We start from the raw sequence: 24,348 nt of genomic DNA, 5'->3' as shown, positions 1-24,348 counted from the left end.
TTTTTCGCCGGACGCTGGGCGTCGCGTTCGACTGCATCACCAGGAGGAAGGCATGACGATCGTGCAACAGGAGCGTCCGGCCGCCGCGTCGCCGTACCGGTTCGAGCGGGAGATGAGCTCGGGCTTCGAACGGCTGGCGACGCAGCACCGCGACCTGACGCTCACGACCGTGTTCCAGCCGATATTCAGCCTGTCGCACCAGCGCGCGGTGGGCTACGAGGCGCTGCTGCGCGCACACGATGCGCTCGACCGCCCCGTGTCGCCGCTCGACGTGTTCGGCGAAGCCGCGCGCCGGGACGAACTGCTGCAGCTCGACCGGCTCGCGCAGGCGCTGCATCTGGAGAACTTCGCGCTGTTCGGCGCGGAGCGCGAGTGGCTGTTTCTCAACGTCCATCCGGGCGTGCTCACCGATCCGTTCCAGGCGGCCGCGCTGCTCGCGAACCTGAAACGGCTCGGCATGCCGCCGCGGCGCATCGTGCTCGAAGTGCTGGAACAGCGCGCGGAAGACGTCGAGCGGCTCGCGGAGGCCGTGCGCGAGTTCCGCACGCACGGCTTCCTGATCGCACTCGACGATTTCGGCGCGGGCCATTCGAACCTCGAACGGATCTGGCAGCTGAACCCGGACATCGTGAAGCTCGACCGGATCATGCTGTCGCACGCGGCGCACCGCACGGGGCTCACCGCGATCCTGCACGGGCTCGTCACGCTGTTGCACGAGGCCGGCAAGCTGGTGCTCGTCGAAGGGATCGAGACCGAGCACGAAGCGCAGATCGCGCTGTCGTGCGAGGCCGATTTCGTGCAGGGCTACTACTTCGGCCGCCCGGCGCCGGGGCTGCCCGACAGCGCGGCCGCGACCGGCTGCATCGGCGAGCTGACCGAGCGCTTTCGCGAGCAGACCGAAGCGCGCGAGCGGCGCGACGCGCAGCGGCTCGCACCGTACCTGCGTGCGTTCGAACGGGCGGCCGAGCGTCTCGCGGCCGGCGAGCCGCTCGACGAGGTGTGCTGGAACTTCCTCGCGCTCGATGCGGCCGCGCGCTGCTTCCTGCTCGATGCGCGGGGCCGGCAGTCGGGCCGTAACGTCGTGCTGCGCGCCGACCGCGCGCTCGCCGAGGCGCGCTTTTCGCCGCTGGCGGACGCGCAGGGCGCGAACTGGCTGCGCCGGCCGTATTTCCGCTCGGCGATCACCGAACCGGGGCGCGTGCAGGTCACGCGGCCGTACCTGTCGATCAACGAGGCGCAGCCGTGCGTGACGTTGTCGGTGGCCGTGCGCGTCGGCGATACGCAGCGCGTGCTGTGCGGCGATATCGACTGGATCGACGAGGACGCGCAAGCGGCGTAGCGGCACACGGTCCGGATGCGGCGACCGACGGCGCGGGGGCGGCCGTTGCATTCGCCGCGCGCTTCCCCGACAATGGCGCGACCGCGGCCGTCGTGACCGCGCGCGCCGTCCGGGGGGCCACCATGGCGGCGAATATAAAAAGGAAAACACCATGAAAAGACCGATTTCGCTGACCATCCTCGCGTGGATCATCATCGTCACCAACGCGATCACCTGCGTCTACACGCCGTTCTCGATCGGCATGCCGGCCACCCAGGCGCTGCTGTCGCACTACCTGCTGCCCGTATGGGCCACGTTCGGCATCAGCATGATCGTCGAAGCCGCCAACGTCGTGATCGGCATCGCGATCCTCAAGGGACGCGAATGGTCGCGCAAGGCCTATATCGTGACGTTCGTATTCGGCATGGGGTTCTCGTTGATCAACATGCCGGCGTCGATGCTCATGGTGCTGGTCCCGGGCGTCCTGCTGTTCGCGGTGTTCGTCTACCTGCTGTTCCGGCGCCCCGCGACCGCGTATTTCAGGCAGGCCCTTGCATGAGCGTCGTGCGTAACGCGCTGGCGATCGTGCTGTTCTCGATCGCCGGCTTCTGCGTGATCGCCGCGCAAACGGCCGCGTTCCTGAAAGTCGGGCAGGCGGGCGCGACGGCGATAGTCGTCGCCGTGCTGTTCGTGGTGTCCGCCATGCTGCTGGCCGCGGGCGCGTTTGCCGGCGCATTCCGGCCGCGTGCGCGCGGCGCGGGCATCGTGCTGCTCGCCGCGGCCGCGACCACCGCGCTCGGGATGGTGAGCTGGGGGATGCTCGTGCTCACACCGGCGATCGTCGACGTGATGCAGCAGCAGGGCGCGTACTTCGACGCGCGGATGTTCCGCTTCATGCCCGGCACCGGCGTGACCGCGTTGTCCGCGCTCGTCGGCGTCTGGCTCGTGCGGCGCGGCTGACGTACCGGGCTGAAATACGCGGGTGAAGTACGCGGCCGCCGGCCGCTGGCGTCCGTCACGCGGCTCGGCTAGGATGCGCGAATTGTCCAGACGATTCGCGGGCCGCCCATGAACCGACATGCCGCTTCTTCCGTTCTTCTCGAAGTGATCGCCACGACCGTCGGCGATGCGAAGGTCGCCGCCCGCGCGGGCGCCGACCGTCTCGAACTCGTGACCGCGATCACCGAAGGCGGGCTGACGCCGAGCGTCGGCCTGATCGAGGCCGTCGTGGCCGCCGTGCCGATTTCCGTCAACGTGATCGTGCGTCCGCACAGCCGCTCGTTCGTCTATGACGCCGACGATCTGCGCGTGATCGAGCGCGACGTGCGCGCGGCCGTCGCGGCCGGCGCGAACGGCGTCGTGTTCGGCGCGCTCGATGCGCACGGCGACGTCGATCTCGGCGCGCTGGCCCGGATCGCGGCCGCCGCGGACGGGCGCGCGCTCACGTTCCACCGCGCGTTCGACGTCGCGCGCGATCTCAATGCCGCGTTCGACGCGCTGCTGCGCGTGCCGGCCGTCACGTCCGTGCTGACGTCGGGTGGCCATCCGTCGGTGCTCGACGCGGTCGCGACGATCACGCGGCTCGTGCGGCAGGCGGCCGGCACGACCTGCACGGTGCTGGCCGGCTCGGGGCTCACGGTCGATGCGGTCGGCGATTTCGTGCGCGCCACCGGCGTGCGCGCGGTGCATTTCGGCTCGGGCGTGCGGCCGCGCGGCGAGGTGCTGGCGCCCGTCGACGCGCAGCGCGTCGAGCGCGTGCGCGCGGCGCTCGAGGGCGCGGCGTCGCACGTGTGACGCACGCACCGACACCACAAAACACGACATCATCGGGAAGAGAGGGCCACATGACGGACGCCACGCAGGACACGCAAGACGGCGCGAACGACGATGCCGCGCCCGGCTGGGACGCGATCGACGCTGCGCTCGCGCGCCTTTATCCGGGCCAGGCGCCGAAGCACTACGGCACGCTGGTCAAGTGGCGCCTCGGCGGCCCCGATCCGCTCGACGGGATCAGCGTGTGGCAGCGCGCGGAACCCGTGCCGCACTGGCATTTCGTCACGTATGGGCTGAGCGAGCTGTATGCGAAGGAGTCGGACGATCCGGCCGTCAGCGGCTTCGGCTTCGAGTTGACGATGCGCGTTGCGTGCGCGGCCGGCGATGACGAGCCGCCGCGCTGGGTGTTCAGCTTCCTGCAGAATCTCGCACGCTACGTATTCCAGAGCGGCAACGCGTTCGACGACGGCCACTGGATGACGGCCAACGGCCCGATCGCGCTCGATACCGATACGGCGCTCTGCTCGATGGGCTTCGCGTTCGATCCGGAACTGCCGGCGATCGACACGCCGCACGGCCGTCTCGCGTTCCTGCAGGTCGTCGGGCTGACGCTCGACGAGGAACGCGCCGCGAAGCGCTGGCGCACGCGCGCGCTGCTCGACACGCTGCTGCCGCACATGCCGCTGTGGGTGACCGATCTCGGCCGCGCGTCGCTGCTCGAACGCGCGGACGTGCGCGAGCAGGTCGATGCGGGCACGCAGCGCGACGGCTCGGCGAGCGGCTACCTGTTCACCGACGTGCTCGGCTGGGAAACCCGCAAGCGGCTGCTGCGCGTGCCGGTGATCGAGATCACCGTCGGCGCGCGGCAGGTCGACGAACTCGTCACGCTGTTGCCGCTGCGGCTGCCGTTCGATCGGCCGTTTCGCCTCGTCGGTCACGACGGCGCGGTGCGGTTCGTGCGCGGCGACGCGAACGGCGTGACCGACGACGACGGCACGCCGACGCTGCGCCTCACCGATGCGACGGTCCAGGCGCTGGCGCGCACGCTGAAGCCGCGTGCCGGCGAGTACGCGATCGAAGGGCTCGATGGCGTGCGCTGGCGGGTGGAGAAGACCGTGATCCGTGACGCGCAGGGCAATCCGGTGCAGACGATCGGATGAAAAAAGCCGGGGCATGCCCCGGCTTCTCCGTTGGCGGGCGCGGCGCGCCGGCCGTGACCGCTTACGCGTTTTCCGCCAGCATGTCGGCCTGGCTCGCGCGGATGCCGAGGCGCTCGAACAGCGCACGGTCGCGCTGCGTCTGCGGGTTGCTCGTCGTCAGCAGCTGGTCGCCGTAGAACATCGAGTTCGCACCCGCGAGGAAGCACATCGCCTGCATCGCATCGTCGAGCTGCTCGCGCCCGGCCGACAGGCGCACGACGGCCTTCGGCATCGTGATGCGCGCGACCGCGATCGTGCGCACGAACTCGAACGGGTCGAGCGGCGCGGTGCCTTCGAGCGGCGTGCCTTCGATCGCGACGAGGTTGTTGATCGGCACCGATTCCGGATACGGGTTCAGGTTCGCGAGCTGCGAGATCAGGCCCGCGCGCTCGCGGCGCGATTCACCCATCCCGATGATGCCGCCGCAGCACACGTTGATGCCCGCGTCGCGCACGCGGTCGAGCGTGTCGAGACGGTCCTGGTACGTGCGCGTCGAGATCACCTGGCCGTAGAACTCCGGCGACGTGTCGAGGTTGTGGTTGTAGTAGTCGAGGCCCGCGTCGGCGAGCTGCCGAGCCTGTTCGTTTTCCAGCATGCCGAGCGTCATGCAGGTCTCGAGGCCGAGTTCCTTCACGCCGCGCACCATCTCGGTCAGCGCGGGCATGTGACGCTCCTTCGGGTTGCGCCATGCGGCGCCCATGCAGAAGCGGCTCGCGCCGTTCGCCTTCGCCGCGCGCGCGGCGTCGAGCACCGTGTCGACGTCCATCAGCTTCTCGGCCTTCAGGCCCGTGTCGTGATGCGACGACTGCGAGCAATAGCCGCAATCTTCCTCGCAGCCGCCCGTCTTGATCGACAGCAGCGTCGACAACTGCACCGCGTTCGCGTCGAAGTGCTCGCGATGCACCTGCTGCGCGCGGTACATCAGGTCGTTGAATGGCAGCTCGAACAGCGCGACGACGTCGGCGACGCGCCAGCGCTGCGGCGTCGGCGCCGCCACGGGAATCGCGTCGGGTTGCACGGCGGCGGTCTGGGCTTGGGTCATTTCGTTTTCCTGTCCTGGCGGGATGGGGGATCGGTTGAGTCAATGCCGCGCGGTGCGCAGCGATTCGACGAGCGCGGCGATGTCGAGCATCGCCGCGGCGGATTCGGGGGCGGCCGGCGTCATGTGCGCGACGCGGCCGATGAGCGGCGCGCGGTGCTCGCGCGCGAGCCAGTCGCGAATCGTCGCGACGTTCTCGTCGGCGAACGACATGGCCGGGTCGACGTGGTTCGCGACCCAGCCCGCGAGCGTAAGGCCGCGCCGGCGAATCGCGTCGGCCGTCAGCAGCGCGTGGCTGATGCAGCCGAGCCGGACGCCCACGACGAGCACGACGGGCAGGCCGAGCGCGACCGCGAGATCGGCGGTGTCCTGCGTGTCGTTCAGCGGCACGCGGAAACCGCCGACGCCTTCGACGACGACCACGTCCGCGCGCGTCAGCGCTTCGCGATGGCACGCGACGATCGTGTCGAGGTCGAGCGTCACGCCTTCCTGCGCGGCGACGATATGCGGCGCGGCCGGCGCTTTCAGCAGGAACGGCGTGCGCAGTTCGGGCGGCAGCACGACGTTCGCGGCGGCATCGAGCTGGTCGGCGTCCTCGTTGCGCCACACGCCGTCGCGTTCGTACGCGCCGGCCGCGACCGGCTTCAAAGCGGCCGCGCGCAGGCCGTGCCGCGCGAAGCCGTGCAGCATCGCGGCCGACACGAAGGTCTTGCCGATTTCGGTGTCGGTGCCGGTGATGAAAACGGAGAGCGGGGCGGTGGTCATGCTGCTGCCTCGTCGCTCGCTTCGATCAACGCCGCTTCGAGCCTTGCCAGATCGTCGAACGAATGCGCGGCCGACAGCGACACGCGCAGCCGCGACGTGCCGGCCGGCACCGTCGGCGGCCGGATTGCCGGCACCCACAGGCCGTGCGCGTCGAGCGCGCGCATTGCCGCGAGCGTCGCGTCGTTGCTGCCGATCACGAGCGGCTGCACGGCCGTGTGCGAATCGACCGGCTGCCAGCGCGTGCGGTGCAGCAGCGCGCGCGTGCGATCGATCAGCGCGGCGAGGTGCGAGCGGCGCGCGTCGCCTTCGTCGCCCGCGATCACTTTCAGGCTCGCCGATACCGCATGCGCGACGGCCGGCGGCGCGGCCGTCGTGAAGATATAGCTTCGCGCGCGCTGGATCAGCCATTCGATCACGGTCTCATGCGCGATCACGAATGCGCCGGCGACGCCGGCCGCCTTGCCGAGCGTGCCGACGTACACCAGATGCGGCGACCGCAGCGCGGCGGCCGCGAGCGCGCCGCGGCCTTGCGGGCCGAGCACGCCGAAGCCGTGCGCATCGTCGACGACGAGCCACGCGCCGTGGCGCTCGGCCAGCGCGACGAGTTCGGCGAGCGGCGCGAGGTCGCCGTCCATGCTGAATACGGTGTCGCTGACGATCAGCTTCGTTTCGGCATTCGATGCGTCGAGCAGCGCGGCGAGCGCGGCCATGTCCGCATGCGGATAGACCTGCACGTTCGCGCGCGACAGCCGCATGCCGTCGATCAGCGACGCGTGGTTCAGCGCGTCGGAGAAGATCGTCGCGCCGTTGCCGGCGAGCGTCGTCATCGCGGCGAGGTTCGCCATGTAGCCGGTGCTGAAGTACAGCGCGCGCGGCGCATCGGAGAAGCTGCCCGCGAAGCCCGCGAGTTCGTCTTCCAGTTTGGCGTGCGCGCGTGAATGGCCGCCGAGCAGGTGCGAGCCGCCGCTGCCGGAGCCGTAGCGCTGCGCGCCTTCGGCGAACGCGGCGACGAGCGCCGGATGCGCGGCGAGGCCGAGGTAGTCGTTGCTCGCGAAGCCGACGATCTCGCGGCCGTTCACGGTCATGCGCGCGTCGCACGCGGTGTCGGCGATGCGGCGCACGCGGCGCAGCCCTTGCGCGTCGAGGTCGGCGAGGCCGCGTTGCAGGGTGTCGAGCAGGCTCATCGGCGGAGGCCCTCCAGCGTCGCGTCGAGCGTGTCGCGCGTGCGCTGCGCGAGCCACGCGATATCGTCGTCGCTCATCACGTACGGCGGCATCAGGTACACGGTCGTGCCGATCGGGCGCAGCAGCAGTTCGCGTTCGAGCGCGTGTTCGAAGAAACGCCGCGAGAAGCCGCGCGCCGCGTCGCCGTCGAGCGCGACGTCGAACGCGAACAGCGTGCCGCGCTCGCGCAGGTGGCGCACTTGGCGGTGCGCGTCGAGCGGCGCGAGCGCCGCGCGCAGCGTCGCCGATTTGCGGGCGTTGCTCGCGAGCACGTCGTCGCGCGCGAACAGGTCGAGCGTCGCGACCGCCGCGCGGCACGCGAGCGGGTTGCCGGTGTACGAATGCGAGTGCAGGAAGCCGCGGGTCGTGTCGTCGTCGTAGAACGCGGCGAACACGTCGTCGCGCGTGAGCACGAGCGACAGCGGCAGGTAGCCGCCGCTGATGCCTTTGGACAGGCACATGAAATCGGGCCAGACGCCGGCCTGCTCGCACGCGAAGAAGGTGCCGGTGCGCCCGCACCCGACCGCGATCTCGTCGGCGATCAGGTGCACGCCGAATTCGTCGCACAGCGCGCGCAGCCCGCGCACGTACGACGGATCGTGCATCGCCATGCCGGCCGCGCATTGCACGAGCGGCTCGACGATCAGCGCGGCGATCCGGTCGCCGCGCTCGACGAACAGTCGGCGCACGTCCGCGAGCGCGCGGCCCGCGACGTCGGCGGCCGTCTCGCCCGGCAGCGCGCCGCGCGCATCGGGCGACGCGACCACGTGCGCGTGGCGGATCAGCGGGTCGTACGCATCCTTGAACAGCGCGACGTCGGTCACGCCGAGCGCGCCGATCGTCTCGCCGTGATAGCTGTTCGCGACGCAGACGAATTCCTGCTTGTTCGCGCGGCCGCGGTTGCGCCACGCGTGGAAGCTCATCTTCAGCGCGATCTCGACGGCCGACGCGCCGTCCGACGCGAAGAACGCATGGCCGAGCGTGCGCGCGGTGAGCGCATGCAGCCGTTCGGCGAGCTCGATCGCGGGCTCGTGCGTGCAGCCGGCGAGCATCGCGTGCTCGAGCGTGTCGAGCTGGTCCTTCAGCGCGGCGTTGATGTCCGGGTTCGCATGGCCGAACAGGTTGACCCACCACGAGCTGATCGCGTCGAAGTAGCGGCGGCCGTCACGGTCGTACAGCCACAGGCCCGCGCCGCGCGCGACGGGGACGAGCGGCAGGCGCTCGTGGTGCTTCATCTGGGTGCAGGGATGCCAGACCGCGCGCAGGCTGCGCGCGACCCAGTCGTCGGTGGCTGGCGTACTCAAGGCGACTCCGGGGGTAAAACGACCGCGCGGCATCGACGGAATGCCGCGCGGCGGGATACGAAACGCGCAGAGATTAGCGTGTTCCGCCGGACGTTGCACTAGCGGTTACAAACGCCGCAAAGCCTTGCTGGGCGGGAGTTCGGCGCAGTTCGTGGGTGCTCGGGACGGAACGCGGCGGATCGGGAGAAATGCGCGCAGATGACGACGTTCGAGTGACACCCCCCGACAGAAAAAATCGTGGGACGGGGTGCGGCCGGGGTGGCGAAATAGGGGGAACGATGACGGGCGGTGTTGGTGGCGACAACGGGGCGACCTTGCTCCGCGGATTGTCCGATCAATGGGGCGGCGCAAGGCCGGACGACTGGAGGAGATCTGGCGCGAATTCAAGTCGATTGCTCGTAAAAACGAGCATTACGTAGCGTATGCGCGATTTGACGAGCAGGCGGGGGAGGGCCGCCGTGAGCGTGAATCGACGGCGCGCGAAGGGAAGCAGGAGGAAAGGCAGCCGCGCGTCAGCGCGAAGCCAGTGCGCGCGTATCGGTATCGCGGGCGCGATCGCCGTTGTCGGCCGTCTGTGTCGTGTCGGCGTTCCACACGACGCGGTTGTTGACCGCATACAGCCGGCACGCGCCGGCGCCTTGCTTCGCGCAGTTGTCGAGCGCGAGCGCCATCGGGTCGTCACCGCCTTCGGCCCACGACCACGCGCCTTCCGACGACACCGCGAACGCGCGGCTCGGATGCTGGTTCAGGAAGCGGCGATAGCCTTCGCGGCCGGCTTCGTCGACGTAGGGCACCGCGTTGACCGCGTCGATCGACGCGTAGCCGGTCGCTTTCGGCTCGTGCGGGTCGGCGACCGCATAGCGCACCGCGGTCGGCAGGTTCAGTTCGGCGAGGAACGCGTGCACGGCCGGCCACCACACCGGCACGCCGTCGCGATCGACGATCAGCCGGTGCGCGTCGTCCTTGTAGCGGCCGAAATCGACGAACTGCGCCTGCGTGCCGTGCGACACGTACGCATCGTGCATCTGCGCGACGAGCGCGGGCGTCCATACCGAATCGTTGTCGCCGTACAGCCACAGCGAGCGCACGGCCGTGTGCGCGCCGTACTGGTCGAATGCGTCGACGAGGTTGCGCTGCCAGCCGTCGCACAGGTCCTGGCGCAGGCCGCCGGAGAAGTTGATGATGCCGCGCACGCCCGCCGCGGCTTCGGTGCCGTACGCGACCGACGCGAGCCCGCCGTGCGACGTGCCGGCGACGACGATGCGCGACGCATCGACGTACGGCTGGCGCGACATGTAGCGCACCGTCGCATCGACGTCGGCGGCCTGCGCGAGGCCGTTCTTGCCGACGTTGCAGCCTTCCTGCTGATACGTGCCGCCCGAACCGGCGAAGCCCTGGCGATTCGGCGCGATCACCGCATAGCCGCGGCGCACGAATTCGCGCGCGAACGCGAGCGGCCGGCTGCGCGGCTGCAGATGGAGATCGCCGGTATTTTTGCCGTGGTTGAAGACGACGAGCGGGAACGGGCCGGGCCCGTTCGGCTTGAACAGCGTCGCCTCGAGCGTGATGGCGCCCGACGCGTCGGCCGGAATGCGGAGGATCTGCTCGTTGAGATCGGCGGCGACCTGCGGCAGGTTCGAGTCGGCGTAGTCGAAATGCTCGGCGTGAGCGAGCGACCCGCTGGCGCCCGCGCCCGTATCGGCGCTCGGCAGCGTACCGGCCTGAGCGGCCGACAGCGCGCAGGCCGCCATCCATCCCACCAATACCTTGCTGAACGCCATCCGTAAGCCCTGCCACGCAACATGACCAAGTCGAACCCATCGTAGCCCGACAAAATCAGGTTGTGCAATGCGGGAATTACCCGGCGTCTGACATGGCAACTATTTGTCAGCGTTCACTTACTTCGCCGTCGACATAGCGCCAGAAACCCTGCTCGTCGCGCTCGAAACGGCTCGTCTCGTGGAGCCGGTAAGCGCGTCCGCCGACCTTGTAGCGGGCCACGAATTCGACCTCTGCATGCCGGTCGTCGAGCGGTACGTGCCGTTTGACCGTGAGGCCGAGCCAGCGCGGCGCGTCCGGCGCGTCCGGATCGGTGTCGAGATCGTGCGGGCAGGTGCGCGCGGCCCACGTCGCGCGCAGGTAGTCGGTCGCGCCGAGCACGTACGCGCTGTACCGCGAGCGCATCAATTCGAGCGCGGTCGGCGCGGCTTGCCCGCCGTCGATGAAGCGGCCGCAGCAGGCCGCGTAGCGCGGCGCCGGCGCGTTGCCGGCGGGCGCTGCGGACGCGCCGCCGCACGGGCACGCGTCAGGTCGATTCAAAGTCATGCGTAATATGAATTAACAACGATCGGTGGCTGGGCCGCTCACCAACTCAGCTCGATGCCGTCGTACTGGAAGAACCGGCCGTTCGCCTGGGACACGTCCGAAGCGGATTCGGCGATCACGCGACGCATGCCGGTCACGCTCGTTTCCGGATCGATCGCGGCCTGCGCGCCGCCCATGTCGGTGCGCACCCAGCCCGGGTGCAGCGAAATGCACGCGGCATGGCGCGTCTGCAGCGACGCGATGCGCAGCGCGTCGTTCAGCGCGGCCTTGCTCGCGCGGTAGAGCCAGCCGGTCGTGCCGGTCGCCTCGGCGATGCTGCCCATCCGGCTCGACACGACGGCCAGCACGCCGCGCGCGTCCTCGACGAGCGGCAGCAGGATCGGCAGCAACTGCATCGGCCCGCGCACGTTCGTATGCATCACCGCGTCGAAATCCTCTTCGGTGATCGTCTCGACGCCTTCGGTGCGCGGCCCGTACACGCCGGACACGAGCACGGCCGCATCGAGCCGCTCGCCGTCGAGCTTCCAGCCGAGCGCCGCGATCTGCGCGGGCTGCGCGATGTCGAGCGCATGCGGCTGCACGCCGAGCGCACGCAGCGCATCGAGCGACGCCGCGTCGCGCGCGGTGGCGATCACGTTCCAGCCGTCGCGCCGGTATTGCCGGACGAATTCACGGCCGAGGCCGCGCGATGCGCCGACGATCAATACGGTTTTCATACCCGTCGCTCCTTGGATTGGCGCCGCCGTGGCGGTGCCGGTGTCAGTCCGTTCGAGGCGCGCCGCGCCCGTGTGGCCGCCGCCGGGCGGCGGGCGCGTCACCGCACGTTACTGCGCGTCGTCGCACGGTTTCAGCGTGGCGGCGACGGCCTGCGCGACGCCTTCGAGCCGCGCGGCATCCGCCGCGACCATGTCGTTGTCCGGCGCGTGCTGGCCGCGTGCGGTCAGCGCGGCCACGCAGCGCTTGTAGGTCTCGTCGAGCGCGTCGAAGTTGGACACGGACATCCCGAGGTTGCGCATCCGGCCGTCGTGCACGCCGTACACGAGCCCGTGCACGGTGAGCGACTGGCCGCGCGCCCACGCGTCGTTGACGATCGTCGTGCGGCACACGTTGACGACCTGTTCGATCGAATTCAGCTCGATCAGGCGGCGATACCGCGCTTCGCCGACCGGCCATTCGTCGAGCAGCGCCGCATGGCGCTCGCGCACGTCCTGCACGTGATGCAGCCAGTTGTCCGCGAGGCCGACACGGCGGTTGTGCAGCGCCGCGTTCACGCCCGAGCAGCCGTAGTGGCCGACCACCATGATGTGCTTCACGCGCAGGATGTCGACCGCGAACTGGATCACCGACAGGCAGTTCAGGTCGCTGTGCACGACCACGTTCGCGATGTTGCGGTGCACGAACACTTCACCCGGCGGCAGGCCGATGATCTGGTTCGCCGGCACGCGCGAATCGGAGCAGCCGATCCACAGATATTCCGGCGCCTGCTGGTCGGCGAGCCGTGCGAAGAAATCGGGATCGTCGGCGAGCTGGCGTTTGACCCAGGCATCGTTGTTGTCGAACAGATGTGAAAGCGGATTGTCTTGGGTAGTCATCGGTGTGGATCCCGTTGGCGGAAATCAAGTCGATATCGGTGGGGGCACCGGCGTCAGGCGGCGCGCTGCGCGTCGCCCGCGCCGTCGTTCCGGCCCGTCGCGTCGAAGCGCGCGGGGTAGCGCACGCTGAAGCGCAGGGCCGTGTCGTACGGATAAAAATCGGGCAATTCGCCCTGCATCAGCTTGTCCTTGCTCGCCTGCCACAGCGCGGGATCGAAAAAGTCCGCGTGATGCTTCATGAAGACGTCGCGCACGCGCGGGTCGCCGAGCAGGAACGGCCCGTAGGTCTCCGGAAAGATGTCGTGCGGGCCGACGGTATACCACGGTTCGCCGGACAGCTCGTCTTCCTCGTTGCGCGGCGGCGGCACGCGCCGCACGTTGCAGTCGGTGAGGTACTCGATCTCGTCGTAGTCGTAGAACACGACGCGGCCGTGGCGCGTGACGCCGAAGTTCTTGTACAGCATGTCGCCGGGAAAGATGTTCGCCTTCATCAGCTCCTTCACCGCGTTGCCGTATTCCTTCACGCCGTGCTCGACGTCCGCGTCGCTGCCGTTCTGCAGGTACAGGTTCAGCGGCGTCATCCGGCGCTCGATGTACAGGTGCTCGATCACGAGCTTGTCGTCCTCGTATTCGAGCAGCGACGGCACTTCCTTTTCGAGTTCGCGCACGAGCGCGTGATCGAGCCGCGCGAGCGGCAGCGCGACGCTCGAATACTCGAGCGTGTCGGCCATCCGCCCGAGGCGGTCGTGGCGCTTCACGAGCTGGTACTTCTCCATGATCTGCGCGCGCGTCGTTTCCTTCGGCGGCGGGAAGTAATCCTTGATGATCTTGAACACGTACGGGAACGACGGCAGCGTGAACACGAGCATCACGAGGCCCTTGATCCCGGGCGCGACGATGAAGCGGTCGCTCGAATGCGACAGATGGTGCAGCAGGTCGCGGTAGAACAGGTTCTTGCCCTGCTTCTGCAGCCCGACCGACGTGTAGATCTCGGCCTTCGGCTTGCCCGGCATGATCGTGCAGAGGAAATCCACGTATGCGGACGGCACGCCCATGTCGACGAGGAAGTACGAGTGCGAGAAGCTGAAGATGATCTGCAGCAGGTCGCGGCGCAGCAGCACGGTGTCGAGCGCGAGCACGCCCGGGCGCACGTGGCGGATCGGCACCGCGAACGGCAGCACGCGGTCGGCGTTGATGATGCGGCCGACGATGTACGCGCTCTTGTTGCGGAAGAACAGCGACGACAGCACGTGGATCTGGAAATTCGGCGCTTCGTCGAAGTGGCCGAATTCGTCGTCGATCGCCTGCATTACGCAGCCGATGTCGCGCGTGAGATCCTCGAACGCCGGCTCGAGCTGGAAGTTCGTGACGATGCGCTCGAGCGTGACCGCGAGGCCGTCGGTGGCCGGATAGTACGCGCGGTAGGTCGGCTTCGCGGCCGGCTCGTCGTTCTCCAGATACTCGGTCGAGATCGCCGGGCGCACGAAGATGAAATCGTTGCTGAAATACGAGCGGTGCAGGATCTTGCAGCACACCGAATTGAAGAAGGTTTCCGCGCACTCGGGCTGGCGGTGCGACGTGAGCAGTCCGATGTAGTGCAGCTTGATCTGCTGCCACACTTCGTCGTCGATGTTCTCCGCGTCGTATTCGTCTTCCAGCACCTCGACGCATTCCTTCACGCGATCGTCGTACGACGTGATCCGCTCGCGCGCGAGCCGCTGCAGCCCGTGCCAGTCGCCGCGCTCGAACAGCGTCTTCGCGTCGACCGCCGCTTCGCGGAAGATCCGGTAATGGCGATCGAAGTATTCGAGCATCGTCTGGGCGACGTCGAAACCGATCTGCGACGACAGCAGTTTGGGGAAGTGATTCATCGCGTGCAGGCTCGTTCAAGGGGCTGTAAGCACTCGCCATTTTAGCGCCCAAGTCGGCGTTTCAATGACTTTCGCGGTGACGCGCGAACGGCCGTCAATCGGCGCGTTGATCGCCGTTGGGCGCCGTTCGATGCATCTTCGCGTAAAGATACGGGTACGGAACCGATTCTGACACGAACTTTTTTCTGCCGGGCCGGCGTGCGTCGGGCACCCGTTTCGCGCGGCGGCGATAGAATCGACGCACCGCCCGCCGCGCGCTGCCGCCGGCACGCATTCGCACCGATAACGACGAGACGCCCCACCGATGAACGCCCTGGAACATCAACTCGAGTACCCCTTCGCCGACACGCTGCCCGCCGCGGGCGACACGTTCGAGGTCGCGCCCGGCGTGCGCTGGCTGCGCATGCCGCTGCCGTTCTCGCTCGACCACATCAATCTCTGGCTGCTGCGCGACGAGATCGACGGGCAGGCCGGCTGGACGATCGTCGATTGCGGGATCGCGTCGGATGCGATCCGCACGCACTGGGAGCAGATCTTCGACGCGCATCTCGACGGCCTGCCCGTGCTGCGCGTGCTCGTCACGCACTGCCACCCCGATCACTTCGGCCTCGCGAACTGGCTGTGCGAAGGCGGCGACAAGGGCCGCTGGAACGTGCGGCTGTGGATGACGCTCGGCGAATATATGTTCGGCTGCCTGATGGCGGCCGGCAACGGGTCGAACGCGGGCGGCGCGGCCGCCGCCGAGCACTTCGCGCGCCACGGGCTGACCGATCCGGCCGCGCTCGACCAGCTGCGCAACCGCCGCGGCTATTACTCGGACCTCGTGCCGGCCGTGCCGCCGCGCTACCGGCGCCTGCGCGAAGGCGACGCGGTGGCGATCGGCGCGCGCACGTGGCGCGTCGTTACCGGCTTCGGCCATTCGCCTGAACATTGCGCGCTCCACAGCGAAGCGGACGGCGTGCTGATTTCCGGCGACATGGTGCTGCCGCGCATCTCGACGAACGTGTCGGTGTTCGATCTCGAACCGGAAGCGAACCCGCTCGCGCTGTACCTCGAATCGCTCGGCCGCTACGAGACGATGGCGCCCGACACGCTCGTGCTGCCGTCGCACGGCAAGCCGTTCCGCGGCGTGCGCACGCGCATCGCGCAACTGCGCGAACACCACGATGCGCGCCTGGCCGAAGTGCGCGTCGCGTGCGCGGAGCAGCCGATGAGCGCGGCCGACGTCGTGCCGATCATGTTCCGCCGCCGCGAGCTCGACATCCACCAGATGACCTTCGCGCTCGGCGAGGCGCTCGCGCACCTGAACCTGCCGTGGCTCGCGGGCGAACTCGTGCGCGAGCAGGGAGACGACGGGGTGATTCGCTTCGCGCTAGCCTGAGTTCGCCGGTTGCGGAGTGGGAACAGTTTGTCCATCATTTCCGATTCAGCGCCGATACGCTCTATCAGTCATGCCACGCAATGTCAGTCTCTCCGACCTCATCACGCTGTCGGCCATCCGGACACTGGCCGACCCGCAATCCTTCGAGCGCGGCCGAGCTTACTATCACGACGGCGCCGTTTCGGGGTTGACCGAACGCGACGGCGAACTGTCGGCGACCGTGCGCGGCACGTATCGCTATCGCGTCGCATTCGCGGTGGGTGACGACGACACGCTGGACTACGCGTGCAATTGCCCGGTCGGTGACGGCGGCGCGTTCTGCAAGCATGCGGTGGCGGTTGCGTTGTCGTGGCTGGGCGACAGCGGCGAAGCGGTCTTTCACGACGAAGCGCCCGAGCCGGCGCGGCCGCGGCGCAAGCGCAAGACGCACGCGGAGCTGATTCGCGATCATCTGGAGACGCTCGACGAGCACGCGTTGCGCCGTTACCTGCTCGACGCGGCCGAGCGCGACCGATCGTTGCGCGACAGGCTGCTGTTCGACGCACGTGCCGCGAATGCCGACGACATCGCGAGCCTGCGCACCGCCGTCCGGCAAATGGCCCGCGTGTCACGGCCGCTTGGCTGGGACGAAGCGCACATTTTTGGAGAAGGGCTGTTTGAACTCGCCGACATGCTGCGCCGACAACTGGCGGGCGCTCATGCAGCGCAGGTCGTCGAGCTGACAGAGCTGGCGATTGCCGACGCGGAAGCGAGCCTCGAACAGATCGACGATTCGGACGGCAGCGTCGCGCCCGGCATCGGCGAACTGGCCGCTCTGCATCTCGATGCGTGCATTCAGACGCGGCCGGATCCGGTGAAGCTGGCCGACCGGCTGTTTCGTCTGCAAGCCGGCGGCCAGTGGGATACGTTCCGCGATGTGCTGCCGGCGTACGCGGAGGTACTCGGTGACGCGGGATTGAGCCGTTATCGGGAGCGGGTAGAGGAGAGTTGGGCCGTGCTGCCCGCGCAGCCGGCGAACAAGCGCGACGAGTACGCACATGACACGGTGCGCCACAATCTGGAACATGCGATGGAGACGCTCGCGAAACATGACGGCGACGTCGACGCGCTGATACGCATCTGGTCGAAGGACCTGTCGGCGTCGTACCGGTATGCGCAGATCGCCGAATTGTGCGCGGCGCACCGTCGTTTCGACGAGGGACTCGCATGGGCCGAACGCGGGATGCGCGAGCTGAAGGATCGGCACGACGACCGCCTGCTTGGCTTCTGCATCGAAGAGCATGTGCGCCGACGCGCGTTCGATCGGGCGGACGAGCTTGCGTGGCAACGCTTCGCGCATTACCCGACGGCGGAGGCATTTCGCGCGTTGATGAAGGTCGCGAAGCGGATCAGGCGAGACGCCGCCGTGAAAGCGCGTGCGATCTCGCATTTCCAGTCGCTTGCCCGCGAGCGGGAATCGGCGGGGCGGCCGAGCGTCGGCGCACGAAGCTGGGAGCCGCCGCCGCGCACCGAACTGGTGAAGCTTTTGCTTGCGGAGCGGGATGACGACGCAGCGTGGGAGGCGTTCCAGGGCGGGCCGGTCGATACCCTCGTATGGCCGACGATGGCGGCGGCGCGCGCGAAGACGCATCCGGATGACGCGATCGCGCTGTATCACCGGTATCTGCCGTTCGCGCTCGACCATGGCGCGGGCAGTGCGCGGTACGACGAGGCATTCGGTATCGTGCGCGAGATTCGTGGGCTCCGGGTTGCGCATCGTCAGGAGGCGGCATTCGACGCGGAACTGGAAACCATTCGCAAGACCTACCGGGCGAAACGCAACTTCATCAAGCTGCTCGAGAAGCTCGGCGCGTGATGCGGCCGGCGGAAGGGAGGGTAGATGGAGATGAATATCGATGTGCGGGCCGTCGACGACACCGTGCTCGCGCTTCTTCATCTGACGTTGCACGACGGTAATCGCGCGTGGAAAAGCTTCGATTGGCATGCGTTGAATCGATTGCACGAGCGCGGGCTGATCGTCGATCCGCTCAACAAGGCGAAATCCGTCGTCCTCACCGATGAAGGCTTGCGTGCGTCGGAGCGTCTCTTCGCCCGGCTGTTTGTCGTCGCATCGGACGATGCGCGGACGGACGAGCAAGCGTAGTCCTCACTCATGTGGCGGGTTCGTAGCGCCACCCGCCGCGATCCCACTGCATCGTGTGCGTCGGTTCGAGCGCCGCGAGAAATGCGGCGTCGTGCGATGCGACCACGATCGCGCCGGGGAAGCCGGCCAGCGCGGCTTCGATCGCGCGCACCGATTCGAGATCGAGGTGATTGGTCGGCTCGTCGAGCAGCAGCAATTGCGCGGGCGTGCCGCGCCACAACGCGCACGCGAGCGCGGCCTTCAGCCGTTCGCCGCCGCTCAGTTGCCGCGCCGGTTGCGTCGCCCGCGCCGCGTCGAGCTGCAGCAGCGCGAGACGGCTGCGCAGGTCGCCTTCGGCGAGCGGCGTATCGAGCGCGCCCAGTTGCTCGACGATCGAGCGTTCGGGGTCGAGCAGCGCGAGCCGCTGGTCGAGATACGCGGCGCTCACGTGCGTCGTGCAGATACCTGAGCGCGGCGCGAGCTCGCCCGCGAGCATCCTCAGCAACGTCGACTTGCCACAGCCGTTCGGGCCCGTCAGCGCGATGCGCACGGCGCCGCTCGCCGACCACGTGATCGTGTCGGCGTCGCCCGCGACGCGCCACGGCAATCGCGCGCGTTCGAGCGTGAACAGCTGGCGGCGCGCGCTGACTTCCGTGCCGGGCAGCGAGACGAGCACCGGCGCGTCGGCTTCGACGCGCGCGGCCGCTTCCTGCACGCGTATGTCGAGCGTCGCCTTGAAGTCGCTCTGATGACGCCGGACCGTTCCCATGATCGCGCGCGCCGCGCCCTTGCGGCTCTGGCGCGCCATCGACGACAGGTTGGCCGTCTTCGCGTCGCGCAGCGATGCGGCCGCGTGGCGCTGGATCGTGTCGTGTTCCTGTTCGAGCCTGCGCCGCACGCGTCCGCGCTCGGTGCGCGCATGGTCGAGCGCCGCGTGCGCGGCCTCCTGTTGCGCGTCGCGCTGCGCGCGGTAGAGCGCGTAATTGCCGCCGTACGAGCGCGCGCCGTGCGGCGTCAGCTCGACGATGCGCTGCACGCCGGCGAGCAACGCACGGTCGTGGCTCACGATGACGACGCCGCCGCGCCAGCCGTCGAGCGCCGCGCGCAGCCACGCGCGGCCCGGTGTGTCGAGATGGTTGGTCGGTTCGTCCAGCACGAGCAGGCCGGCGCCCGACAGCAGCGCACCGATCAGCGCGACGCGCGCGAGCTGGCCGCCGCTCAGCGCATGCGCGGGCGTGTCGGCGTGGACGTCGTGCAGGCTGGCCGTGTCGAGCGCCGTGCGCAGGCGTTCGGCGAGATCCCAGCGATCGCCGATCAGGTCGAAGTCGTGCGGTGTCGCACGGCCGTCCGCGAGACGCGCGAGCGCGCCGAGCGGCGCATCGAGCGCGGCGATCTGCGCGACGGTCGGCGGGCCGGCCGCCGCGTCGTCGCGGTCGAGGTCGTGATCATGCTGCTGCGCGACGTAGACGACGTGCGCATGCCGCTCGATCGTCCCCGCGCTCGGCGTGCGCTGCCCCGCGATCAGTTGCGCGAGCAGGCTCTTGCCGACGCCGTTGCGGCCGACGATGCCGGTCGGCGTGCGATCGATCGACAGGTCGAGCGAATCGAACAGCGTGACGCCGTCGTCGAAGCGGAAGGAAACGTGATGAAGCGCGACGAGCGCGCCGGTGGGCGTGGCTGCAGCCATAAGCACCTCCAAAAATGCATGAAGACCTTCGCGCGCGGCGTGCGTGGCACGGGCGGCGAAAACATTTCGGGAAGGCTTAGTCGTTCACTTTGGCTGGCGTCCGGTATGAGGAATAGGCGCGCAGTGTAGCAAGCGCGGCGCGCGGGCCGCAAGCGAGCGGCGCGAACGCCGTCGCTTGCGCGCCACGCACGGTTACTGCACGGCGACCGTCGTGAAGTTCTGCCGTCCGAACGGACTCACGTGATAGCCGCTCACGTTGGTGCGCGTCAACGCGGCCGCGGTCGGGTAGCTGAGCGGGATCCACAGCGCCTCGTCGTGGATGATCTTCTGCGCGCTTTCATAGAGCTTCGCGCGCTTGGCCTGATCGGCGGTCGACTTGCCGTCGGCGATCAGCTTGTCGAGCTGCGCATCGCAGAAGCGCGCGAAGTTGATGCCCGACTTCACCGCGTTGCAGCTGAACAGCGGCGACAAGTAGTTGTCCGGATCGCCGTTGTCGCCGGCCCAGCCCATGAACAGCATGTCGTGCTGGCCGAGCTTCGCCTGCTTGATCAACTCGCCCCATTCGATCACCTTCACCTCGGCCTTCACGCCGATCTTCGCGAGGTCGGCCTGCAGCAGTTCCGCGCCGACCTTCGGGTTCGGGTTCAGCACGCTGCCGGTCGGGCGCGTCCAGATGGTCGTCGAGAAGCCGTTCGGGAAGCCGGCCTGCGCGAGCAGCTGCTTCGCCTTCGCGGGATCGTACGCATACGGCGCGACGTCCTTCGCGTAGCTCCACGTGTTCGGCGGATACGGGTTGTTCGCGGCCGTCGCGGTATTGTCGAACACCACCTTCAGATAGGTCGCGCGGTCGAACGCGAGGTTCAGCGCCTCGCGCACCTTGTCGTTGTCGAGCGGCTTCTTCTGCGTGTTCAGCGCGACGAACGCGGTCATGAATGCGGGCGTCTGCACGACTTTCAGCGCGCTTTCGCCCTTCGCGGCGAGCACGTCCTGCGGCTTCGGCGACAGCGCGATCTGGCATTCGCCGGCCTTCACCTTCTGCAGGCGCACCGACGGGTCGGGCGTGATCGCATAGATCAGCCGGTCGACCTTCGGTTTCGTGCCCCAGTACGTCGGGTTCGCGTCGTAGCGGATCAGCGCGTCCTTCGTGTAGCTCTTCAGCACGAACGGGCCGGTGCCGATCGGCTTCGCGTTCAGGTCGGCCTGCTTGCCGGCCTTCAGCAACTGGTCCGCGTATTCGGCCGAGTAGATCGACGCGAAGCCCATCGTCAGGATCGGCACGAACGTCGCGTTCGGCTCGTTCAGCACGAATTTCACCGTGCTGTCGTCGACCTTCGTGACCGACTTCACGAGCTTCACGAGGCCCATCGACTGCGCGTGCGGGAAGCCGCTCGCGCCGGCCACCTTGTGCCACGGGTTTGCGTCGTCGAGCATTCGCGTGAACGTGAACACGACGTCGTCCGCGTTCAGCGTGCGGCCCGGCTTGAAATAGTCGGTGGTCTGGAACGCGACGTTCGGGCGCAGATGGAACGTGTACGTGAGGCCGTCGGCGCTTGCTTCCCATTTGTCCGCGAGCGCCGGCACGACCTTCTTCGCGGCTTCGTCGTAGGACACGAGCGTGTTGAAGATCACGTCGGCCGATGCGTTGGTCGTGACGAGCGAGTTGTACTGCACGACGTCGAAGCCGTCCGGGCTCGATTCCGTGCAGACGGTGAGCGGCTTGGCGGCGGCGACGCCGGGGGCGGCAAGGGCGGCGAGGGTCGTGGCCACGGCGGCCGCGGCGAACAGCTTGACGTGCATAGGATCTCCCACGTGGCGTGTGTTTTTCGCTGGATGACGGAGGCAGGCGCGGCGCGGTCGAGGAGCGGCCGACGCGGCTTGCAAATAGCATACCGTCAAAGCGCGCGACGCGTGGAAAAAGGCGCCGGAACGTGGTGAATTGAGCGACAAACGGCTGCGTTCGCGACGAAACGCGTGTTGGGGCGGCGGTGCGGGCAGGTTAGGAGCGATGCGCGAGGCGACGGCGTCGAGGCGACAGTCGATCGCGATGCGCTGGGCAAATGCGGGGTGCGACTCGAGCGACGAAACGGATACGATCGCGCCAGCGACGCGCGACGCGTGGTGTGGCAGGGCGTCTGGAATGCGGGAATGCGGGAGGATGGGAATCCGCTCGGCGGCGCGCGATCCGACCGCGACGATCAAGTCGCGCCCCGGCGCGCGACGCGCGCCGGATCCGCGACACACTCAGTGCGCGCCGGCCTTCGGCTTGCGCGGCGCCTTCTCGAACAGGCGGTCGTACAGCCAGCGCGGCAGTACGTGCAGCACCTTCGCGACGACGCCCATCTGCCACGGAATCACGCGGAACGCGTGCTGCCGGGCGATCGCGCGCGCCGCGCGTGCGGCGAAGCGGTCGGCGTCCATCAGGAACGGCATCCGGTACGGGTTGTGCGCGGTCATCGGCGTGCGAATGTAGCCGGGCGCGATCGTCACGACGCCGACGCCGGCCGGCCGCAGCTCGACGCGCAACGCTTCCAGATACTTGATCGCGGCCGATTTCGACGCGCTGTATGCGCCCGAGCCGGGCAGCCCGCGCACGCCGGCGACGCTCGCGACGCCGGCCAGCGTGCCGTGGCGCGCGGCCGTCATCGGGCCGACGAACGGCTCGAACGTCGCGACCATCCCGTAGTAGTTGATGTCCATCACGTCGCGGAACGTCGCGAGGTCGCCCTGGCCCGTGACGGCGCCCTGGCTGATGCCCGCGTTCGCGATGACGACGTCGGGGCAGCCGTGCACGGCGATGAACGACGCGGCGGCCGTCGCGAGCGCATCGGCGTCGCGCACGTCGGCGCAATAGACGGAGATGGACAGCTTCGGGAACCGCCGCGCGAACGCATCGAGGGCATCGGTGCGCCGCGCGACGAGCGCGAGCGTGGCGCCCTGGCGAGCGTATTCCTCGGCCATCGCGAGGCCGAGGCCGCTCGACGCGCCGGTGATGAAGACCTTCAGCGGAGTAGTCATGCCGGCGCGCGGGCGGGGATCAGAGCTTCTTGTCCTGAACCTGCTTCACGAGGAAGTCGAGCACCTGCGCGGTACCCGGGATGCTGTTCGTGTAAGCCGGGCCCGTCTTGTACTTGCCCTGGACGACGACCGTCGGCACGCCGTCGATCGCGTAGTCCTTCAGCAGCTTGGCGGACTGGTTCACCTCGCCCTGCACGCTGAACGAGTTGTACGCGTCCATGAACTTCTTCTTGTCGACGCCCTGCGTGGCCAGGAAGTCGGCCTGCGCCTGCGGCGTCAGCAGGTAGTTCTTCTGCTTGTGGATCGCGTTGAAGATCGCCGGCGTGACCTTCTCCGAGATGCCGAGCGCGGACACCGCGTAGTACAGCTTCGAGTGCGGGATGAAATCGTCACGGAAGGCGACCGGCACGCGCTTGAAGTCGATGTTGTTGCCCTGTTTCTTCACCCAGGCCTCGATCGTCGGCTCGAATTCGTAGCAGTGCGGGCAGCCGTACCAGAAGAACTCGATGACCTCGACCTTGCCGGCCGGCGCGGACACCGGCTGCGGCGACTTCATCACCTCGAAGTCCTTGCCGGCGGCCGGCGCGGCGGGCGTGGCCTGCGCGAGGCCCGCGGCCAGACCCAGGGACAGAAGGAGCGTGCTAAGCAGTTTTTTCATGTTGTGAACGTCGAATCAGTTGCTCGGGTTACGGAACGTAACGGGTTCTGCGTGGGCGCGGCCGGTTGGCTTACTGCTTCGTGAAGCGGATCACCGCCGTGTCGACACCTGCATCGGACAGGCGCTGACGGGCCGAGTTCATATCCTCGAACTTCGAGAACGGGCCGACGCGCACGCGGAAATAGGTCACGCCGCTGACGTCGCGCTTCGACACCTTCGATTCGAAGCCCTGGAAGCCCAGGCGCGCACGCTGCTGCTCGGCATCGCCTTCCGTCTTGTACGCACCGACCTGCAGGAAGTAGCCGGTGTTCGCGTCGTTCGCGGTCGGCGGCTTCGCCGTTGCCGCCGCCGCGGCCGCGGCCGACGACGTCGGCTTCGGCGTGTTCGCGGCCTGCTGCTGTTGCTGCTGCTTTTGCGCGGCGGCCTGCTGCGCCTGCTTCTGCGCGGCGAAGCGTGCGAGGTCGTCCTCGCCGCCTTGCTGCTGTTGCTGCGCCTGCTGCGTCTTCTTCGGCGGCGTGGTGTCGGCCGGCTTCGGCGCGACGGCGACGCCGTTGCCCGACGACGGATTGTTCGACGCGGTGGTGTTGTTCGAGCCGGTGGCGCCGTTCGCGTTACCCGACGGCGGCACTTCGACGATCTGCGGCTCGGGCAGCAGGCCGCCCTGGGTCTGGTTCGCGGCCTGGCCGGGCGCGGTGTTGGGCGGCGCGGATTGCGCGGCCTGCGGCACCGGCTGGCCGGGCGTCTTGCCCTGCAGCGCGCGGTTCGGGTCGAACTGCTGCGGCTGGCTCGCGCCGTTGTCGGCCGGCGGCGGCGCGACCTTCGACACGAACGGCGACGGCGAACGCGTGATGTAGAGCGCCACCACCACGGCGATCGCGAGGCCGACGATCAGGCCCAGCACGATTCCAAGAAATGTCCCTCCTGCTTGTTTCGATTGCTTCGAAGTTCGGCGTGGTTGTGCCATTGCTTGAGTCACCTGCAAAAAGAATCGTGAGAGGGCTGCGGCGAGCATCCGGCGGCGGGCATTCGCCGGCGGGTGCTGCCGCAGCCATTCGCGGCCCGGTTCGGGGCCGCGC

General features: G+C 68.5%; 22 protein-coding genes. 8 read left to right on the top strand and 14 right to left on the bottom strand.

Annotation, left to right across the window (positions count from 1 at the left end; translation table 11 throughout):
- Positions 1-52: 52 nt before the first annotated feature.
- From CFB89_RS15395 to CFB89_RS15375, 5 genes are all read left to right on the top strand, one after another.
- On the top strand, positions 53-1,339 hold the full coding sequence (locus CFB89_RS15395) for an EAL domain-containing protein (RefSeq protein WP_089468599.1): 1,287 nt from the start codon (positions 53-55) through the stop codon (positions 1,337-1,339).
- Between the two features lie 151 nt (positions 1,340-1,490).
- Complete coding sequence (locus tag CFB89_RS15390) at positions 1,491-1,877, top strand: hypothetical protein (RefSeq protein ID WP_089468598.1); 387 nt, start codon at positions 1,491-1,493, stop codon at positions 1,875-1,877.
- Positions 1,874-2,278: a hypothetical protein gene (locus tag CFB89_RS15385; RefSeq protein WP_089468597.1), complete on the top strand. Its 405-nt coding sequence runs from the start codon at positions 1,874-1,876 to the stop codon at positions 2,276-2,278. The genes CFB89_RS15390 and CFB89_RS15385 overlap by 4 nt, the downstream gene beginning before the upstream one ends.
- 108 nt (positions 2,279-2,386) lie before the next feature.
- On the top strand, positions 2,387-3,112 hold the full coding sequence (locus CFB89_RS15380; RefSeq protein ID WP_089468596.1) for a copper homeostasis protein CutC: 726 nt from the start codon (positions 2,387-2,389) through the stop codon (positions 3,110-3,112).
- 50 nt (positions 3,113-3,162) lie between these two features.
- Positions 3,163-4,251: a suppressor of fused domain protein gene (locus CFB89_RS15375; RefSeq protein ID WP_089468595.1), complete on the top strand. Its 1,089-nt coding sequence runs from the start codon at positions 3,163-3,165 to the stop codon at positions 4,249-4,251.
- 61 nt (positions 4,252-4,312) lie between these two features.
- Here CFB89_RS15375 and bioB read toward each other — a convergent pair whose 3' ends face one another.
- The 9 genes from bioB to aceK all read right to left on the bottom strand — a co-directional run bounded on the left by bioB (position 4,313) and on the right by aceK (position 14,409).
- Positions 4,313-5,332: a biotin synthase BioB gene (bioB, locus tag CFB89_RS15370; RefSeq protein ID WP_089468594.1), complete on the bottom strand. Its 1,020-nt coding sequence runs from the start codon at positions 5,330-5,332 to the stop codon at positions 4,313-4,315.
- Positions 5,333-5,371: 39 nt separating this feature from the next.
- Positions 5,372-6,094, bottom strand: coding sequence for a dethiobiotin synthase (bioD, locus tag CFB89_RS15365; RefSeq protein WP_089468593.1), 723 nt, complete (start codon positions 6,092-6,094; stop codon positions 5,372-5,374).
- Complete coding sequence (bioF, locus tag CFB89_RS15360; protein ID WP_089468592.1) at positions 6,091-7,278, bottom strand: 8-amino-7-oxononanoate synthase; 1,188 nt, start codon at positions 7,276-7,278, stop codon at positions 6,091-6,093. Before bioF ends, bioD begins: the two co-directional genes overlap by 4 nt.
- Positions 7,275-8,621 carry an adenosylmethionine--8-amino-7-oxononanoate transaminase gene (gene bioA, locus CFB89_RS15355; protein WP_179233444.1) on the bottom strand — a complete coding sequence of 449 codons (1,347 nt, stop codon included), beginning with the start codon at positions 8,619-8,621 and terminating at the stop codon, positions 7,275-7,277. Before bioA ends, bioF begins: the two co-directional genes overlap by 4 nt.
- Positions 8,622-9,133: 512 nt before the next feature.
- Positions 9,134-10,402: a dienelactone hydrolase family protein gene (locus tag CFB89_RS15345; protein WP_089468589.1), complete on the bottom strand. Its 1,269-nt coding sequence runs from the start codon at positions 10,400-10,402 to the stop codon at positions 9,134-9,136.
- A 106-nt stretch (positions 10,403-10,508) separates the two neighbouring features.
- Positions 10,509-10,946 carry a YchJ family protein gene (locus CFB89_RS15340; protein WP_089468588.1) on the bottom strand — a complete coding sequence of 146 codons (438 nt, stop codon included), beginning with the start codon at positions 10,944-10,946 and terminating at the stop codon, positions 10,509-10,511.
- Between the two features lie 38 nt (positions 10,947-10,984).
- The gene (locus tag CFB89_RS15335) at positions 10,985-11,662 is read right to left on the bottom strand and encodes an SDR family oxidoreductase (RefSeq protein ID WP_089468587.1); all 678 of its coding nucleotides are present in this window, start codon (positions 11,660-11,662) and stop codon (positions 10,985-10,987) included.
- A gap of 108 nt (positions 11,663-11,770) precedes the next feature.
- A complete protein-coding gene (gene can / locus CFB89_RS15330) occupies positions 11,771-12,538 on the bottom strand; it encodes a carbonate dehydratase (protein WP_089468586.1) in 768 nt (255 codons plus the stop codon).
- Between the two features lie 53 nt (positions 12,539-12,591).
- The gene (aceK, locus tag CFB89_RS15325) at positions 12,592-14,409 is read right to left on the bottom strand and encodes a bifunctional isocitrate dehydrogenase kinase/phosphatase (RefSeq protein WP_089468585.1); all 1,818 of its coding nucleotides are present in this window, start codon (positions 14,407-14,409) and stop codon (positions 12,592-12,594) included.
- 304 nt (positions 14,410-14,713) lie between these two features.
- Between aceK and CFB89_RS15315 the strand changes: the two genes are divergently transcribed.
- The 3 genes from CFB89_RS15315 (at position 14,714) to CFB89_RS15305 (ending at position 17,933) form a co-directional block, all read left to right on the top strand.
- Positions 14,714-15,790, top strand: a complete 1,077-nt coding sequence (locus CFB89_RS15315; protein ID WP_089468584.1) for an MBL fold metallo-hydrolase — start codon at positions 14,714-14,716, stop codon at positions 15,788-15,790.
- A 70-nt stretch (positions 15,791-15,860) separates the two neighbouring features.
- Positions 15,861-17,645 carry an SWIM zinc finger domain-containing protein gene (locus tag CFB89_RS15310; protein ID WP_089468583.1) on the top strand — a complete coding sequence of 595 codons (1,785 nt, stop codon included), beginning with the start codon at positions 15,861-15,863 and terminating at the stop codon, positions 17,643-17,645.
- Between the two features lie 30 nt (positions 17,646-17,675).
- Entirely contained in the window at positions 17,676-17,933 is a 258-nt protein-coding gene (locus CFB89_RS15305; protein ID WP_179233451.1) for a DUF6429 family protein, read from the top strand.
- A 7-nt stretch (positions 17,934-17,940) separates the two neighbouring features.
- Here CFB89_RS15305 and CFB89_RS15300 read toward each other — a convergent pair whose 3' ends face one another.
- The 5 genes from CFB89_RS15300 to CFB89_RS15280 all read right to left on the bottom strand — a co-directional run bounded on the left by CFB89_RS15300 (position 17,941) and on the right by CFB89_RS15280 (position 24,236).
- On the bottom strand, positions 17,941-19,599 hold the full coding sequence (locus CFB89_RS15300; protein WP_089468581.1) for an ABC-F family ATP-binding cassette domain-containing protein: 1,659 nt from the start codon (positions 19,597-19,599) through the stop codon (positions 17,941-17,943).
- A gap of 192 nt (positions 19,600-19,791) precedes the next feature.
- Positions 19,792-21,396: an ABC transporter substrate-binding protein gene (locus CFB89_RS15295; RefSeq protein WP_089468580.1), complete on the bottom strand. Its 1,605-nt coding sequence runs from the start codon at positions 21,394-21,396 to the stop codon at positions 19,792-19,794.
- A gap of 444 nt (positions 21,397-21,840) precedes the next feature.
- The gene (locus CFB89_RS15290) at positions 21,841-22,614 is read right to left on the bottom strand and encodes an SDR family oxidoreductase (protein WP_089468579.1); all 774 of its coding nucleotides are present in this window, start codon (positions 22,612-22,614) and stop codon (positions 21,841-21,843) included.
- 19 nt (positions 22,615-22,633) lie between these two features.
- Positions 22,634-23,272, bottom strand: coding sequence for a thiol:disulfide interchange protein DsbA/DsbL (locus CFB89_RS15285; protein WP_089468578.1), 639 nt, complete (start codon positions 23,270-23,272; stop codon positions 22,634-22,636).
- A 70-nt stretch (positions 23,273-23,342) separates the two neighbouring features.
- Positions 23,343-24,236 (bottom strand): SPOR domain-containing protein, encoded by an 894-nt coding sequence (locus CFB89_RS15280; protein ID WP_089468577.1) that lies wholly within the window; start codon positions 24,234-24,236, stop codon positions 23,343-23,345.
- Positions 24,237-24,348 lie beyond the last annotated feature (112 nt).

The organism is Burkholderia sp. AU16741, assembly GCF_002223345.1.
GTDB lineage: Bacteria > Pseudomonadota > Gammaproteobacteria > Burkholderiales > Burkholderiaceae > Burkholderia > Burkholderia sola.
Note: the sequence above shows the minus strand (reverse complement) of the source record. Positions and strands in the feature narration are given on the sequence as shown.

Excerpts from the sequence above, each read along its gene's own strand:
- CFB89_RS15280 (WP_089468577.1), bottom strand. The coding sequence starts at position 24,236 with ATGGCACAACCACGCCGAACTTCGAAGCAATCGAAACAAGCAGGAGGG.
- CFB89_RS15375 (WP_089468595.1), top strand. The coding sequence starts at position 3,163 with ATGACGGACGCCACGCAGGACACGCAAGACGGCGCGAACGACGATGCC.
- aceK (WP_089468585.1), bottom strand. The coding sequence starts at position 14,409 with ATGAATCACTTCCCCAAACTGCTGTCGTCGCAGATCGGTTTCGACGTC.
- CFB89_RS15315 (WP_089468584.1), top strand. The coding sequence starts at position 14,714 with ATGAACGCCCTGGAACATCAACTCGAGTACCCCTTCGCCGACACGCTG.
- CFB89_RS15300 (WP_089468581.1), bottom strand. The coding sequence starts at position 19,599 with ATGGCTGCAGCCACGCCCACCGGCGCGCTCGTCGCGCTTCATCACGTT.
- CFB89_RS15335 (WP_089468587.1), bottom strand. The coding sequence starts at position 11,662 with ATGAAAACCGTATTGATCGTCGGCGCATCGCGCGGCCTCGGCCGTGAA.
- can (WP_089468586.1), bottom strand. The coding sequence starts at position 12,538 with ATGACTACCCAAGACAATCCGCTTTCACATCTGTTCGACAACAACGAT.
- CFB89_RS15385 (WP_089468597.1), top strand. The coding sequence starts at position 1,874 with ATGAGCGTCGTGCGTAACGCGCTGGCGATCGTGCTGTTCTCGATCGCC.
- CFB89_RS15295 (WP_089468580.1), bottom strand. The coding sequence starts at position 21,396 with ATGCACGTCAAGCTGTTCGCCGCGGCCGCCGTGGCCACGACCCTCGCC.
- CFB89_RS15340 (WP_089468588.1), bottom strand. The coding sequence starts at position 10,946 with ATGACTTTGAATCGACCTGACGCGTGCCCGTGCGGCGGCGCGTCCGCA.
- bioF (WP_089468592.1), bottom strand. The coding sequence starts at position 7,278 with ATGAGCCTGCTCGACACCCTGCAACGCGGCCTCGCCGACCTCGACGCG.
- CFB89_RS15380 (WP_089468596.1), top strand. The coding sequence starts at position 2,387 with ATGAACCGACATGCCGCTTCTTCCGTTCTTCTCGAAGTGATCGCCACG.
- CFB89_RS15390 (WP_089468598.1), top strand. The coding sequence starts at position 1,491 with ATGAAAAGACCGATTTCGCTGACCATCCTCGCGTGGATCATCATCGTC.
- CFB89_RS15305 (WP_179233451.1), top strand. The coding sequence starts at position 17,676 with ATGAATATCGATGTGCGGGCCGTCGACGACACCGTGCTCGCGCTTCTT.
- CFB89_RS15290 (WP_089468579.1), bottom strand. The coding sequence starts at position 22,614 with ATGACTACTCCGCTGAAGGTCTTCATCACCGGCGCGTCGAGCGGCCTC.
- bioD (WP_089468593.1), bottom strand. The coding sequence starts at position 6,094 with ATGACCACCGCCCCGCTCTCCGTTTTCATCACCGGCACCGACACCGAA.
- CFB89_RS15395 (WP_089468599.1), top strand. The coding sequence starts at position 53 with ATGACGATCGTGCAACAGGAGCGTCCGGCCGCCGCGTCGCCGTACCGG.
- CFB89_RS15310 (WP_089468583.1), top strand. The coding sequence starts at position 15,861 with ATGCCACGCAATGTCAGTCTCTCCGACCTCATCACGCTGTCGGCCATC.
- CFB89_RS15285 (WP_089468578.1), bottom strand. The coding sequence starts at position 23,272 with ATGAAAAAACTGCTTAGCACGCTCCTTCTGTCCCTGGGTCTGGCCGCG.
- bioB (WP_089468594.1), bottom strand. The coding sequence starts at position 5,332 with ATGACCCAAGCCCAGACCGCCGCCGTGCAACCCGACGCGATTCCCGTG.
- CFB89_RS15345 (WP_089468589.1), bottom strand. The coding sequence starts at position 10,402 with ATGGCGTTCAGCAAGGTATTGGTGGGATGGATGGCGGCCTGCGCGCTG.